This window comes from Jatrophihabitans lederbergiae, from assembly GCF_031845305.1.
GTDB lineage: Bacteria > Actinomycetota > Actinomycetes > Mycobacteriales > Jatrophihabitantaceae > Jatrophihabitans_A > Jatrophihabitans_A lederbergiae.
In genome coordinates this window covers 12650-25516 of sequence record NZ_JAVREH010000016.1, presented here as the reverse complement: position 1 = coordinate 25516, position 12867 = coordinate 12650, and the positions used below count along the sequence as shown (strand labels likewise).

General features: G+C 68.8%; 15 protein-coding genes. 5 read left to right on the top strand and 10 right to left on the bottom strand.

The window, feature by feature from the left end:
• The first annotated feature begins 21 nt into the window (after window positions 1-21).
• Genes RM423_RS12985 through RM423_RS12970 form a run of 4 tightly spaced genes read left to right on the top strand, consistent with a single transcriptional unit; the run spans window position 22 to window position 5464 of the window.
• The gene (locus tag RM423_RS12985) at window positions 22-1467 is read left to right on the top strand and encodes a B12-binding domain-containing radical SAM protein (protein ID WP_311423456.1); all 1446 of its coding nucleotides are present in this window, start codon (window positions 22-24) and stop codon (window positions 1465-1467) included.
• Complete coding sequence (locus RM423_RS12980; RefSeq protein WP_311423455.1) at window positions 1460-2236, top strand: hypothetical protein; 777 nt, start codon at window positions 1460-1462, stop codon at window positions 2234-2236. The genes RM423_RS12985 and RM423_RS12980 overlap by 8 nt, the downstream gene beginning before the upstream one ends.
• Window positions 2237-2285: 49 nt before the next feature.
• Window positions 2286-4103, top strand: a complete 1818-nt coding sequence (locus RM423_RS12975; protein ID WP_311423454.1) for a B12-binding domain-containing radical SAM protein — start codon at window positions 2286-2288, stop codon at window positions 4101-4103.
• Window positions 4100-5464 carry an ATP-grasp domain-containing protein gene (locus tag RM423_RS12970; protein WP_311423453.1) on the top strand — a complete coding sequence of 455 codons (1365 nt, stop codon included), beginning with the start codon at window positions 4100-4102 and terminating at the stop codon, window positions 5462-5464. The genes RM423_RS12975 and RM423_RS12970 overlap by 4 nt, the downstream gene beginning before the upstream one ends.
• Window positions 5465-5616: 152 nt before the next feature.
• Here the strand turns inward: RM423_RS12970 and RM423_RS12965 are convergent, their stop codons facing one another.
• The 9 genes from RM423_RS12965 to RM423_RS12925 are packed head-to-tail and all read right to left on the bottom strand — an operon-like array spanning window position 5617 to window position 11246.
• Entirely contained in the window at window positions 5617-6687 is a 1071-nt protein-coding gene (locus RM423_RS12965) for a hypothetical protein (protein WP_311423452.1), read from the bottom strand.
• The gene (locus RM423_RS12960; protein ID WP_311423451.1) at window positions 6684-7376 is read right to left on the bottom strand and encodes a DUF6349 family protein; all 693 of its coding nucleotides are present in this window, start codon (window positions 7374-7376) and stop codon (window positions 6684-6686) included. The genes RM423_RS12965 and RM423_RS12960 overlap by 4 nt, the downstream gene beginning before the upstream one ends.
• The gene (locus RM423_RS12955) at window positions 7376-7717 is read right to left on the bottom strand and encodes a hypothetical protein (protein WP_311423450.1); all 342 of its coding nucleotides are present in this window, start codon (window positions 7715-7717) and stop codon (window positions 7376-7378) included. The genes RM423_RS12960 and RM423_RS12955 overlap by 1 nt, the downstream gene beginning before the upstream one ends.
• Window positions 7714-8142, bottom strand: a complete 429-nt coding sequence (locus RM423_RS12950) for a class I SAM-dependent methyltransferase (RefSeq protein ID WP_311423449.1) — start codon at window positions 8140-8142, stop codon at window positions 7714-7716. Before RM423_RS12950 ends, RM423_RS12955 begins: the two co-directional genes overlap by 4 nt.
• On the bottom strand, window positions 8046-9407 hold the full coding sequence (locus RM423_RS12945) for a DNA cytosine methyltransferase (protein ID WP_311423448.1): 1362 nt from the start codon (window positions 9405-9407) through the stop codon (window positions 8046-8048). The genes RM423_RS12950 and RM423_RS12945 overlap by 97 nt, the downstream gene beginning before the upstream one ends.
• Entirely contained in the window at window positions 9404-10165 is a 762-nt protein-coding gene (locus RM423_RS12940; RefSeq protein ID WP_311423447.1) for a hypothetical protein, read from the bottom strand. Before RM423_RS12940 ends, RM423_RS12945 begins: the two co-directional genes overlap by 4 nt.
• The gene (locus RM423_RS12935; RefSeq protein WP_311423446.1) at window positions 10165-10584 is read right to left on the bottom strand and encodes a hypothetical protein; all 420 of its coding nucleotides are present in this window, start codon (window positions 10582-10584) and stop codon (window positions 10165-10167) included. The genes RM423_RS12940 and RM423_RS12935 overlap by 1 nt, the downstream gene beginning before the upstream one ends.
• Window positions 10585-10626: 42 nt before the next feature.
• On the bottom strand, window positions 10627-11001 hold the full coding sequence (locus RM423_RS12930) for a hypothetical protein (RefSeq protein ID WP_311423445.1): 375 nt from the start codon (window positions 10999-11001) through the stop codon (window positions 10627-10629).
• On the bottom strand, window positions 10998-11246 hold the full coding sequence (locus tag RM423_RS12925; protein WP_311423444.1) for a hypothetical protein: 249 nt from the start codon (window positions 11244-11246) through the stop codon (window positions 10998-11000). The genes RM423_RS12930 and RM423_RS12925 overlap by 4 nt, the downstream gene beginning before the upstream one ends.
• A gap of 120 nt (window positions 11247-11366) precedes the next feature.
• Here RM423_RS12925 and RM423_RS12920 point away from each other — a divergent pair, with 120 nt between their 5' ends.
• A complete protein-coding gene (locus RM423_RS12920) occupies window positions 11367-11573 on the top strand; it encodes a DNA-binding protein (RefSeq protein ID WP_311423443.1) in 207 nt (68 codons plus the stop codon).
• 230 nt (window positions 11574-11803) lie between these two features.
• Here the strand turns inward: RM423_RS12920 and RM423_RS12915 are convergent, their stop codons facing one another.
• A complete protein-coding gene (locus RM423_RS12915) occupies window positions 11804-12394 on the bottom strand; it encodes a hypothetical protein (protein WP_311423442.1) in 591 nt (196 codons plus the stop codon).
• Between the last annotated feature and the right edge of the window lie 473 nt (window positions 12395-12867).

Genomic DNA, 12867 nt, shown 5'->3' with positions numbered 1-12867 from the left:
ATCGCATTCGTACATACCCCGATGACAACGGTTCCAGTGCCCCAGCGGCAGCTCTTCTGGCAACGCTTCGATATCCAGTACCAGTCCACCCATCCGGACCTGCCAGAGATGCGTCGGCCGATGTGGGAGCTGCCGCACTGGATGCACTGGCTGGGCGGCACGCTGCAGGCCCACGGCTACAGCGAGCTGGACGTGCTCGATTTCTATACCGAGCCTGGCGTGGTCGGAGAGACCTCACGCCTGGACCCGGTCGCGGTCGAGCGGATCCTTCGGGAGCACCCGGCCGACTGCTACCTCTTCTCGCCGATGACCGTGAACCTGCATTTCGCCCAGCAGATTGCCCAGCAGGCGAAGGCGATCTATCCGTCGGCGCACACGGTGTTCGGGGGGGTCGTCGCAACGCCGCTTGCAGAGCTAGTGGCCTCTCACCCAGCGGTGGACTACGTGATCGCCGGACGCGGCGAGCGGGCACTGCCGGCCCTGCTCGACGCGCTGGCCGCAGGCGTGACCCGGCCCGACACCGTCGGTCACCTGGTCTACTCCGACGGCACCCGTTGCGTGCGCACGCCGTTCAGCTATCCCGATGTCTCGCCCGCTGACATGCCGTGGCCCAAGGTGGACCTCTTTCCGCCCTCCGCCGGTGGCGACATCCGGTACCTGCGTCAGGTGTATGCACTGGGGTGTCCGTACCAGTGCACCTTCTGCACTATTCAAACGATCGGCCGTAAGCCCGCTTACTTTCCGGTCGAGCGGGTGTTGGCCGAGATCCGCGCCTACCGCGACTACTACGGTGCCCACCACAACATCTACTTCGGTGACGAGACGTTCACGCTGCACCGCGACCACACGCTGGAGTTGCTCGCCGCCCTGGCAGCCGAAGGCGACATCGGTTACGACTGCCAGACCCGGCTGAACTGCCTCACCGATTCCAGCGTGCTCGACGCATTGCGCGACAGTGGATGCCGTTGGGTCGAGATCGGTCTGGAGACCGGCGTGCAAGAGAGTCTCGACGCGCACAAGCACCGGATGAAACTGCGCGACTGCGAGCTGACGCTGGAACGCATTCGCGACGCCGGGTTGGCGGCGTGCGCGTTCACGGTGAACGGCTTTCCCGATCAGAGCCTGAACGACATGCGCCGCAGCCTCGACTGGGTGGCGTCGCTCATCGAGCGGGACCTGCTGCAGGCGTCGTACCTGTTCGGCCTGGTGCCCTATCCAGGCAGCGCCATGTACGCCGATCCGCAACGTTTCGGCATGAACATCGAGCATCACGACTACTCCCGGTACCACGAGGACTTGCCGCCGGTGTTCAGCAGCGCGCACGCCACCCCCGATCAGGCGTACGAGGTGTTCCTCGAAGGCCTCGATGTGCTGGCGGACGCCATGGGCAAGCAGCCGTACTTCGGAGGGCCGCCCACCCGCCCGCTCGGCACGTACGGCTCGTTCTGGGCGGACGCCCATGTCTGAGCGTCCCGAGGTCTGGAACGGCTGTCGCCACGACGGCGAGCTCACCGTGCTGGTGGTCGGCTTCGAAGCGGCACGGGGCGAGGCGCGGTTGGCCGATCTGGCAGAGCACTTCGGGCCGAGCCACTTCCTGGTCAGTCAGCCGGCCCGTCTAGCCGCGCCGATCGAGGCAGCGGGGACCTACCTGGACAAGCTGTCCGACGCGCTGGGAAAGGCGATCACCACCGTCGACGCGGTGATCGGCTACTGCGCGGGCGCGCCCCTCGCAGCCGGACTCGCCGCCCGGCTCGCCGACGGGGCACGCCGGCCGTTCCTGGCGGTGATCGACCCGGAGGTGGTTGATGAGAGGACGATCGTCAACGAGTACCTGGCCGCCCTGGCTTCGCTCGGTGCCCGTTCCGAAGATGCCACACCCGGCGCGGGCGCCTCGATGAGGGTTGAGCGGGTCGGCGCACTGGCCTGCTCGCTGGCGGCCGGGTACCGGCGGGCCGCGGAGACGGCGGCCGAGCAAGTTGGCCTCGGCGCTGCCTTCGTCGACCAGCTGACCACGCGCTGGAACCGCTACCTGGCCTACCTCGTGGCGGCCGCGCACGCCGGCAACTCCTTAGACGCCGCTGACTTGGTGCTGGTTTCCGCGGACTATCCGGGAGTCGCCGGACCGGCCGCCGAGGGGAATTGCCGGCGGTTCGATGCGCCCGGATCGCGACTGCTCGCCGATCCCGAGTTGGCGGTCGTGCTGCGGCAGGCGCTTGCACCGGCGTCGAAGGGTTGACGCGGTGGACGTTTCCCCGCTACCCCTCGCCGAGAGGACAGACTCCGCCGTGACCGACGATGTTGTCACCCGCATCCGCTCCGAGCGCCGAGCCCGCATCGACGGCCTGCTGAGGCATGAGCGCGACTGGTGCGTGTATCCCGGTGACGGCGGGTCGCCGCTCGACGTGTCCGAGGCTGCATTGCAACGCGAGCAGGATTTATGGCGGACAGCGGAGCAGCTGCGCGAGCGGCTGGGCGACGGTGCCCCTTCCCGGGAGGTGTTGAAGTACTTTCCGGTGCTGTTCGTGAGCGCGCCCCATATCGAGCGCGGCGTGACAGGGACCTTTCCGGGAATGCCGACGCCGCTGCTGTACGCAACCAGCCTGGCCGATCGCCTCGTCCTCATCGATGAGTTTCCCGCTCAGCGCACGCCGCGGACGGTCGCCGTGCTCAATCCCGGCGTCTACGACGATGACTTCGTCGCAGAGTTGCGTCGGGTGCTAAGAGTGCACCGGCCCGTGCTGGTCGGCGTGAGCAACCTCTCCGAGGGTCACCACTACGCCCTGCGAGTGGCCGCGATCGTGAAGGAGGAGGTGCCGTCTGCGGTCGTGCTGTTCGGCGGCCAGCACGAGGACGGCGTCAACCCGCTCGTGTATCGCTCAGCCAGCGAGCGGGTCAGCCGCATGCCGGAGCGGCAACGCGCCATCTACGCCGACTTCGAGCTGTCCGACGCCGCCCGCGACCGGCTGGCTGACCTCGAGACGCTTGCCGCGCCGTCCGAGCGGGCGGTGGTCGATCTCGTCTTCGCCGGCGATGCCCCGTACGCCATGGTCGAGATCCTGCAGGCGGTGGCCGACTCGCCGGACGGTGACCTGGCCTCGGTCAAGGCCGACCTGTTGCGGCGGCGGGCGAACTTCGCCGCGCTGCCGGGCAGCGGGGTGCTGTCGTTCTGGGACGACAGCACCGGGCAGGTGTGCCGGCTGCCGCTCAGCGGGTCCACCGTCGATGCCAACCAGCTTCCATTCTTCGACACCCGCGGGCTGGCACGGCCCAATCGATTTCCGGTCTTCGAGGGTCAGCTGACCGCACAGATCATGGCCTGCCTCGGCTGCAAGTACTCGTGCTCGTTCTGCCACGAGTCGGCCGATGCCTTTCTCTATGCCTCGTCGAAGTTTCGGCAACGCACGGCGAGGCATGTCATCGCCGAGATGCAACTGCGCTACGAACAGGGTTACCGGGCGCTCTTCTTCGACGACAGCACCTTCACTCAGAATCCCGCGTGGCTGGCGCAGTTCCTGCCGCTGGTGACCGCGGAGCTTCCGGGAAGGGTCGAATGGGGCTGCCAGACCACCATCAATGACCTCGACGAGGCGATGGTCGGGCGAATGGCCGACAGCGGCTGCACCTACATCTACTTCGGTCTGGAGTCGGCCGAACCGACGCCGGACGCCGTCCAGAAGGTGCTTCAGTTGCGCCGGACGAATGCTCGGCTGAGCTGGTCTGAACGGCTGCGAGAAGTGGCCGGCTGGTGCCGGGCCGCCGGCGTGCGGATCGGCACCTCGCTCCAGTTCGGCCTCGGTGAGAGCAGCGCAGAGCGAATGACCACGCTTCGCTTGGTCGCCGAACTTCACCGCGAGGGATTGATGCCGGACGGGTGCGTCGCGTTGAACGTCAACAGCCCCTATCCCGGCACCCGGCAGTGGCTCGGGCTGCTCGGCAAGCGCGATCCGCTGCCGGATTACCGCCACCGGCTGCTCCGCCACGGCGGCTTCGAGACCGCGCACCAGTTCTCCTCCCTCACGGGCGCGGCCGTGGACGAGATCTATCGCCTTGCTGTCGAGACACTGGGCAAGGCGCTGCATGCCGATCAGGTGGCCGAGTGGTGACCGAACTTTCACCGGCCAAGCCGACCGTCGTGGTCGTGTACGACGTGGGCTCCGCCTCTCCGTTAGAGATCGTCCGGCATGTCGGTGCGGTCGCCGACCTGATCTTCGTGCTCGCGCCGTCCGAGCATGCGGTGGCCATGGAGCCCATCATTTGCGCGTTCGCGCCGGCGGTGGACTGGATCGACGCGGAAACCACAGCGCAGGCGGTTCGGGCCGTCGGGACGACCGACGGCGTGGTCACCTTCAGTGATCGGCGGCTGCGTGAGGCCAGCGCGCTGGCGGCCGCTCTGGGGCACACCTTCCATGCCGGGGACACCGCTCGACTTCTCACCGACAAGAACGCTCAGCGCATCGCCCTGGATGCTGCTGGCCTGCCCGGTCCTCGCTTCGCGCAGCTCCGCCACGCCAAGGACTGGCAGGGCGCGGTGGCCGCGGTGGGTCTTCCGGCGGTGCTGAAGCCGACCGTCGGGGAAGGCAGCATCGACAGCTACCTGATCGACGACACCGACACCGGTTCGGCTACGGCCACCCGGCTGCTGAGCGCGGGGGACGGCCGCACCTTTCAGCTCGAGGAACTGCTCGTCGGCGTGCCGTCCGGTCGGTTCGGCGACTACGTCGGCGTCGAGTCCAACACTGTGGACGGCGTCGTCGAGCACATCGCCATCACAGGCAAGTTCGCGCTCGTTCCGCCCTTCCGCGAGTCGGGTCAGTTCTGGCCCGCTCCGGTCGACGATGCGACCGCCCGAGCAGCCCGCGACTTCACCTCGTCGGCGCTGGCCGCACTGGGCCTTCGCAACGGGATGACCCACACCGAGTTGAAGCTGACCGCGGCTGGTCCGCGAATCATCGAGGTGAACGGCCGGGTCGGCGGATTCGTCAACGACCTCGCACTGCGGCACCTGGGACGCGACCTCCTGGCCGAGGCGGCGCTCGTCGCATGCCGCCGGCCACTGCCGACGTCGGAGTCGCGGACGGACGACGTGACTTTCCAGTTCAGCTCGCTGGCCCCGAACGACACCGTCTTCATCGAGGCAGTAGCTGGCGTCGGTGACGTCCGCGGCGTCGACGGCGTGGCCTCGTATCACCTGTTGGTGCCGTGTCCCGGCCCGCTGACCCCCGGGGTGGCCACACAGGAACTCGATCTGCTGTGCGGCACCGCCCGGGACTTCCCAGCTATGTTCGCGCTCATCGAGCGGGCGCAACGGACGCTTCGGTTCAAGCTGCGCTCGGCCGATGGGCAACGTCGCTGGGTCGCGGCCCACGAATTGCCATCAGCTCCTTCCACAGCGAGTGCGGTAGCACCGTTGGTCGGAAGCCATACACAGCCGGGCACCGCCAGCCCTCCGGGAACCATCCGGTAAGGGCGGCGTGCACGCCAGCGTCAGGAGTCGGCCGACGTAGTTAGCCTGCGGCGTATTGGTGGTGACCATTGTGGTGCTCCTTCGTGCCGTCGCGTTGGTCAGGCGCGGACTGTGCGCAGGCGCGTTGAGTCGGGTCACGCGTGCGGCGCTGGTCATGTCGCGTTCACTGTTTCTCGCCTCCGAGAGACGGTGCGTCTGGTGGTGCTCAGTTGGGTGGCGATGTCGCGTATCGACTTGCCGCGTTCGGTCATGCGACGGACAACTTCGGCCTGCTCGGCCGGGGTCAGTTGGTCCAGGCGGACGCCGTCGCCGGCGACCGCTCGTTCAATGGCGATCCCGTCGATGTCGGCGGCGCCGGCGGATGCCTGATCGCGCTTGTATGGGTCTGGGTCCGGATCGGAGTCGATGTCGTCCCAAACGAGCGGCGGCAGCCAGCCGCGCTGCGCGGCCGCGGTTCGCGCAGCCTCAACGGCTGCGCGCTCGGCGCTGGTGTGCTGGGGGGGACGCACGTTCCACAACCGATTGTACAGGTCGCGCACCTGCTTTGCGGTGCGCGCGGTGACGTGCGCGGCCGCGAGGGTGCGGGTCAGATGAGTTGTGGTGCGGTGAAGCTGTACGGCGAGCTGGGCCAGAGTCCAGCCGATCGCGACGAGTGCTTGCAGGCGCCGGCGGGTTCCGGTCGGGTCTACCTTGCTGTACGCGGCGGGTGCTGCGCGCTCGGGTTCGATCGCGAGGATCCGGGCGGCGGTGTCGGGTCGTATCTTGGCTCGCGCGGTAGCACCGTCCGGGCCGGTGCCAAGCAGGGCGCGCAGGGTGCTGGTCGAGACGTGGGCCAGGTCGGCGATGCGCCGCAAGCCGAACCCGGACGCGCGCAGCACGTGGATGTGCGCGGTGGCCGGGCTGGCGTCGATGTAGGGCTGCCAGTGGCCGTAGGCCCGGTCACGATTGGCGCATCTGCTCGCGGCGGTGTTGGCGGCAGTGCAGCGTTGGCAGCGGCACCGGTCGCGGACGTAAGCCGTGCGGGTGCCGTGCACGTGGTGAGCGCGCTGGTGGTCGCAGTCGCGCTTGATGCCATTGGCGCGTCGTTCGGCTCGGCGTCGGGCGCATTCGGCTCGCCGGAGTTGCTTGGCGCAGGAGTGCCTGCCGTGTTGGTAGTCGGCGATCGCGTCGGTGGCGTAGCTGCCCGTGAACCGGCACTCCGGGCAGACCCGGTTGGCGCTCACCGGACCGGCTCCCGGTCCGGGTCGGGTCGGACTTCACCGCACAGGTCGTAGCCGCCGAAGCCGGTGTAGGCGGGGACGTGCCGGGTACCGAAGTAGCCGCGCACGGTGCGGATCGGGCCGCCGCTCTCAAGCCACCCTGCCGGGTAGACGTCGTTGACGGCGGCGACCCAGCTGGCCATCGTCGCCTGCTGGCGTGCACTGGTGCCGGGCTCGGGCCGACGGTCGACGATCGGCAGGTCGCGCCAGCCGGACCAGGCGTGGTCGTGGGCGTCCTCGACCGCTGCGTTGTGGTCCTCGCCGATCTCGCCTTCCCACGCGCAGTGCAGGCATGCGCCTCGGTAGACCAGGTCGCCGACGCAGCTGCAGTCGCTGTTGTAGTGCTCGCAGCGCAGGTCGGCGGTGAGGGTGACCGGTTGGCATTGGTCGGTGGCTGGGATGCGTCCTCGTCCGAAGCCCGTCCCGCCTATCTCGTCGCGCCAGGCGTGCGAACGGCGTAGGCAGTCGAAGTGGCCGTACTGCTCGTCCCACTCGCGGGCGGCACGGACGCGAGCGAAGAAGCCACGCACGGTGTCGCCGAAGATCGGGGGAGCCGTGTCGAAGACCCGTTGCCGTTCGGCCTCGGCGACAGCTTCGGCCGCCGCGTCGAGGTCGGCGAACAGGTCCAGCTGCTCGGTGCTCGTGCCGGCCATCAGTTGGCCTCTTCCAGCACGCGCCGTTCGCGCTCGACCCGCGCGGACAGCTGCCGAGTGGACAGGCTGCGCCCGGCGTCGCTCTGCTTGGCGTCCAGGACGTCGTCGAGAGCGCGGAGCAGCTTCTCGGCCGAGCGGGCATGTTCTGCAGCGGCGTCGAGCGCGCGCCGCCGCAGGCGGCTGTGGGGGTAGGCGGCTAGATTGGCGAGCTGAGCCGAGGCCTGGTGCAGCATCTGCTGCCAGGCCAGGGCCTCGCCCCGCAGCTCGGCGGTCTCCTCCGGGCTGGCCAGGTCGTCGGTGACACTGGTCGCCGTCAGGTCCTCGGCTGAGTCGCCGTTCATGACAGCACCTGCACGGTGATCGCGCCCAGCCACTGGCTGACGTTGCTGCTGACGGCGTTCCCGGCCTGCATCTGCTGCTCGCCGCCGTTGCCGGTCAATCGGTAGGAGTCCGGAATCCGTTGCGCCCGCGCTGACTCACGCGGCTTGACCATCCGGAAGTGGCAGTCGTTGATGTCGATCGCCGGGGTGGCCAGCCCGGCGGCCTCCACGGTGGCCTGGGTCAGCAGCGGCTCGTTGGTGGTCTTGGTGCGGCCCTTGCGGTAGGGGATGACCAGCGACATGTTGGGGCGGGCGACCAGGCCGGGCATCGGGTCGGCGACGTCCTTGTTCATGTGGCCGATCGCGGCGTAGTCCAGGCCGCCGTGGTTCTTGGAGATGAACGCCCCGGGCGGGACGGTGACCCCGTGGTGGCGGGCGGTGGCCATTGTCGCGAGGGGCTCATCCATCCCGGTCGCCTCGGCGTGGTTGCGCAGCATCGGGATGAACGGCTGTGTAGCCGGTGACGGGGTGCAGACACCCTCGATGTCACGAGTGGTGCGGGTACGCATCGGGTGCTCGGTGCTGCTGCAGGTGTCGTTCCAGCCGCCGCCGACCGGCACCAACATGGGGGGCAGGCCAGACCGTCACCGGTCTTGGTGGTGCGGGCCGGAACCGGTGCTGCGGCGGCAGGGTAGGCGCGGCCGTCCTCGCCTACGCCGTGGTTGACGTTGAGCATCGTCGGCACGCCGAAGGTGTCAAGCCCGGCCTGGATCCGGCGCATCGTGGCTGCGACCAAGGGGCGCTTGCCTTCTGTGGCGCGGTCGCCGATGCGGGTCCCGAGGTCGTGCCAGTCGATGATCGACGCGGCCGGGCGGACGTAGGGCTCGATGATGCGGTAGCGGCAGCGGGCGTTGGGGCAGCGGTAGTCGTACTGCTGGCGGTACTTGCCGACCTTGCGCTGGTTGGGGCGGCGCCAGGACTGGACGGCGGCCACGGTCTCGTCGCAGTCCGAGCACCACGCGGTGGGTCGCGGGCTGACGTCGGGAACCGGGACGCCCTGGGCGGTGCAGTAGACGTAGAGCCGGTCACGCCACTGGGCGGCCGGGTCGTTGCCTTCGCTGCCGACGTGGGCACTGCTGACACTGATCAGCTGCACGGTGTAGCCGAGGTTTTCCAGCCCGGCCTTCCACCAGTCGAACAGCTTCCACTTGGTGGCGAACTCGACGACGTTCTCGACGATGATCACCTTGTAGCGGTGGACCTCGGCGGCGCGGATGACGTCGAACGCGGTTGCGCGGGAACGCTCGGCGGCCTCGTTGGGGACGTAGTCGTCGAAGGTGGCGTCCAGCTCCGCGCGGATCTGGTCCTCGCTCTTGTTGCCACCGGCGGGGGAGTGCCACACGCACGACGGGGACGCCCACAGGACCTTGGTGCGCGGCAACCGGCGCATGTCGTAGTTGGTGACGTCGGCGATCAGGTGGTCGGAGTTGGGGAAGTTGGTCGCGTGGGTTTCGATCGCGCGCTTCCAGTGGTTGGCCGCCAGGGACAGGTTCAGCCCGGCCGCGACGAGCCCGATCGAGGAGCCGCCGGCCCCGGCGAACAGGTCGGTGAAGTCGATGTCGGTCCAGCCCTCGCTGACGAAGCCGGGCAGCACCAGGGCGTTGGGCGCGGGCGCCGTGAGCTGACCGGGGCCGTCGCCGAGGGCGCTCATGCGGCGCTGCTCTGCGCGTTGGTGGTCGGGTGGCCCTCGGTGGTGAAGCCGTAACCGGGGACACCGGCCTTGTCCAGGACGCTCTCGATCCACTCGGTGCGGAAGGTGCCCTGCTCGCCGACGTGATCGTCGAAGTCCATCGCAGTGAAGTGGCCGTGGATGGCCTGCCATTCGGCGTCGGTCAGGCTGCGTTCGACATGGGCGTTGATGGTGGCGCGGTCGATGTAGGCCAGGCTCAGGTCCAGGTGGTCGCCGAGGTCGCGCAGGAGCCGGTAGACGTTGCCGTCGTAGGCCCGCGTCAGCTCGGCCAGGGTGTGGCTGCGCAGGCGCGCTAGTTGGGTGAGGTCGCGGGTAAACAGCACCGCTTCGTCGGCGGCTTGAGCGAGGGCGGTGTCCTCCGCGACGCCCTGGGCGATGAGTGCGCGGGCGCGCTGCTCGCAGCGGTCGGCGGCGGCGCTGCGGAGGTCGTCGGTGATGTCGCTCGGGTCCGTGATGACCGGGGCCGTGTTCCGCGCGGCGCGCACCGCCCAAGTGCGGTCTTCGCTCCCTGCGCGGTAGGTGTCGCAGTCGATCTCGTCGAGCAACTCGTTGTGGTCCTCGATCGGGCCGGTGGGAGCCCAGTTGTCGATGTCGGCGAGCAGGGCGGGGACGTCGGCGGCGGGCACGTCGAGGATCTCTGCCAGCCGCGCGTGGGTGAGGGTGATCTCGTAGGTGACCGTCTCGGTCATCGAGATGGTCACGGTGTCGTTGGCGCTCATCAGTAGATGACCTCGTCGGCGACGGCGACCTGCACGACGAGGTCGGCCATGGTGGCGTCGACCCGGTCGGCGTAGAACCGGGCCCGGGGGTAGCCGTTGGTGGCCAGCTCGCTCTGGATCGCAGGCAACAGGGCGGGAATCGCTGAGCGGAAGGTGTCATCGATGCCGCTGTCAGGGGCGAAGCAGTCCTCGGGGTGCGTCGCCAGCTTGGTGATGGCCTCCTGCACGTTGTCGAGGTCGAGGTGCCACAGCGACCGTTCATCGCGGGCGTCGATTCCTTCGGCACGTACGTCGGTTGGGGGGCAGTCGATGAGGTAGCCGTGCACGCGGGCCCAGTGGTTGATGCCGCCGTTGACGGCGATGGTGAGGACATCGCGGGCGAACGCGTGTTCGAGGGTGTAGCCGGTCGGGTTGGTCATGGTGGGTGGCTCTCTTTCTGCGTCGGTCGCGGGAAACGCGCTTCAGGCGACGCGGCTGTGGCGGGCGTGGTTCGGCACGTGCGGGACTTCGGCGAGGACGTGGATCACTTCGGCGTCGAGGTCCAGCACGTAGCTGCGGCCGCCTCGGTTGTCGGCCAGGCCGATGAGCTGGCGGGCGCCGTTGAGCTGCGCGATGCCGACCACCTGGATCTGGTCGTGCCGGCGGTGGAAGACGGCGGCCACGATCGCGCGTACGGCCGGGCCGTCGAGGTAGGGCACGAGGGTCGGGTTGTCGGTCCAGGCCATCCGCTCGACGGCGGCGAGGATCTCCTCCCGCTGCGGCTGCTCGCTGGTGAAGCCCCTCCGAACTCCCAGGGGGGTCCGGGTCAGGTGCTCAACGTTGGTGGTGATGGTCATCGCGCCGCACCGCCCTCGGGCATCGGTGCGGGTCGCATCGACATCGGCCTGTCCGAGGTCGACCAGAGGTTCAGGACACTGCCCATGCCGCCGTCGCAGGCATCGATCCGCACGACGTACTCGGTGCCGTTGCTCTGGCGGTGGATGGAGCTGATCTGGCCGGTGCTGGTGGTGCCCTTGTGCTGGACGAGGACCCGCGAACCGACCTGGTAGCTGGGCTTGATCGTGTTCTGCGTGGCGTTCATGCTCTTGGCCTCCAGTGGGGGAAGATGGAGGTGCACGCGTCGTGCACTATACGAGTAGTATAGTGCACGGATCGTACAGTACACAAATTGTGTAGTGCACGAGTTGGTTAGGATTTGGGGATGAGCGATTACCCGCCCGTGGTGGCGATGGCCGAGATGACCTCGATGCTGGGCATCAGTCGCTCGCGCCTGGTCCAGCTGCTGGTGCTGCCGGAGTTCCCCGAGCCGATCGCGACGCTCACGGTGGGCCGTATTTGGTCGACCGAGGCGATCAAGGCGTACGCCGAGCAGGCAGGCCGGACCCTGCAGCCACTTCCTGCTCGCTGATCTGTTGTTCGTGGTCGTGTGCCTGAGTGCAGGCGCGCACGGTGTTAGGTGCCCTTGGTCCTCAGTCGGCCTGACCGCCGTCGTGGTCGTGTCGTGTGGCATGCGTGCTCCCGCTCGTGAGAAGTGCTCTCACTAAGGGCAGGCGCAGGCGCGGGGCGGTTACTGACACCGCGGGCGCGATTTCTTGCCGCAGACCGTGTCCGAGGGGGCAGCGGGCTGGAGCTTCTTCATCACGGGCGCGGGCCGGGTCGGTAGCCGGGGTCGCGCCTGGGGGCGGGTACCGGTGGCGGCGGGGGAGTGACCGGTCGGGCGTGCTGCTCGGCCTCGAAGCGGGTCCGGGCAGCGGCGCCAGGTTCGGGTGCCAGGTCGGCGAGGCAGTAGTCCAGGCTCCGGGCCGGGTGTTCGGCCGGCAGCGGGCGGTCGGTGGTGGCCTGCGCCAGAAGGGCGGGGACGTCGCCGCCTTGGGCGTCGATGCGATCGAGGACTCTGACGAGCGCGGGCCAGTACGGGTCTTGGGGTACGCGCGGGTCGATCGCGGTGACCACCTCCCGCCAGCGGTCCGGTGGTGCGGTGATGGTCGGCGACTGGGTGAGCGAGATCGTGGTGGGTGGTTCTCCCGGGCGGCTGACGTGGCTGATGGGGGCGTGCCGACGGGTGCCGTAGGGCGATTCGACGGTGACGTGGTTCGGGCTGGGGTGACCGACCACGACGCCGCTACCCAGTCGGCGGCCTGGGCCGTCCTCGCCGATGGCGTAGACGACGAGTCGTCGTCCAGGTCGTGGTAGCCCGGGTCCTGCGGTGTCATCACGACCGGCAGCCACGGTGCCTCGGCCGAGTTTTCGTGGTCCATTTGCTCGGTCGTCGGGTCGTACTCCGGGTGTCCAGGTTCCGCCGGCAGCAGCACCAGTTCCCGCAGCACCTGCGACTCCGCGGTCGCGCGTGCCATCCGCAACCGGCCCACCTTCGCCAGGTAGTCCTCCCCGGCCGGGTCGTCCCCGGCCAGGTCCGCTGCCACCTGGTCGATCTGGGCCTCCACGTCCAGGCCCAACCTCGAAAAGAACGCCGCCGGGTCCGGGATCTGGCTCAGTTCGGTCGGCCGCCACGTCTTCCAGTGGTTCCAGGCCTGTTGGCCGTACGGGTTCATCACCGTCGCGCTCATCGCTGTCTCCGTTCTCACCCGGCTCGGCCGCGGGACCCCACAGCAGGGCGTCGAACGACAGTTGCCCGTCGCCAGCAACGCTGCGCCTGTCCTTCTTCCCCATGCCCGCAGCGTCCTCACGAGTGTCGCACTCAA

Coding starts and splice junctions, on each gene's coding strand:
- RM423_RS12985 (WP_311423456.1), top strand. CDS start 22: ATGACAACGGTTCCAGTGCCCCAGCGGCAGCTCTTCTGGCAACGCTTC.
- RM423_RS12980 (WP_311423455.1), top strand. CDS start 1,460: ATGTCTGAGCGTCCCGAGGTCTGGAACGGCTGTCGCCACGACGGCGAG.
- RM423_RS12960 (WP_311423451.1), bottom strand. CDS start 7,376: ATGGCCGGCACGAGCACCGAGCAGCTGGACCTGTTCGCCGACCTCGAC.
- RM423_RS12955 (WP_311423450.1), bottom strand. CDS start 7,717: ATGAACGGCGACTCAGCCGAGGACCTGACGGCGACCAGTGTCACCGAC.
- RM423_RS12950 (WP_311423449.1), bottom strand. CDS start 8,142: ATGGCCACCGCCCGCCACCACGGGGTCACCGTCCCGCCCGGGGCGTTC.
- RM423_RS12945 (WP_311423448.1), bottom strand. CDS start 9,407: ATGAGCGCCCTCGGCGACGGCCCCGGTCAGCTCACGGCGCCCGCGCCC.
- RM423_RS12940 (WP_311423447.1), bottom strand. CDS start 10,165: ATGAGCGCCAACGACACCGTGACCATCTCGATGACCGAGACGGTCACC.
- RM423_RS12935 (WP_311423446.1), bottom strand. CDS start 10,584: ATGACCAACCCGACCGGCTACACCCTCGAACACGCGTTCGCCCGCGAT.
- RM423_RS12930 (WP_311423445.1), bottom strand. CDS start 11,001: ATGACCATCACCACCAACGTTGAGCACCTGACCCGGACCCCCCTGGGA.
- RM423_RS12925 (WP_311423444.1), bottom strand. CDS start 11,246: ATGAACGCCACGCAGAACACGATCAAGCCCAGCTACCAGGTCGGTTCG.
- RM423_RS12920 (WP_311423443.1), top strand. CDS start 11,367: ATGAGCGATTACCCGCCCGTGGTGGCGATGGCCGAGATGACCTCGATG.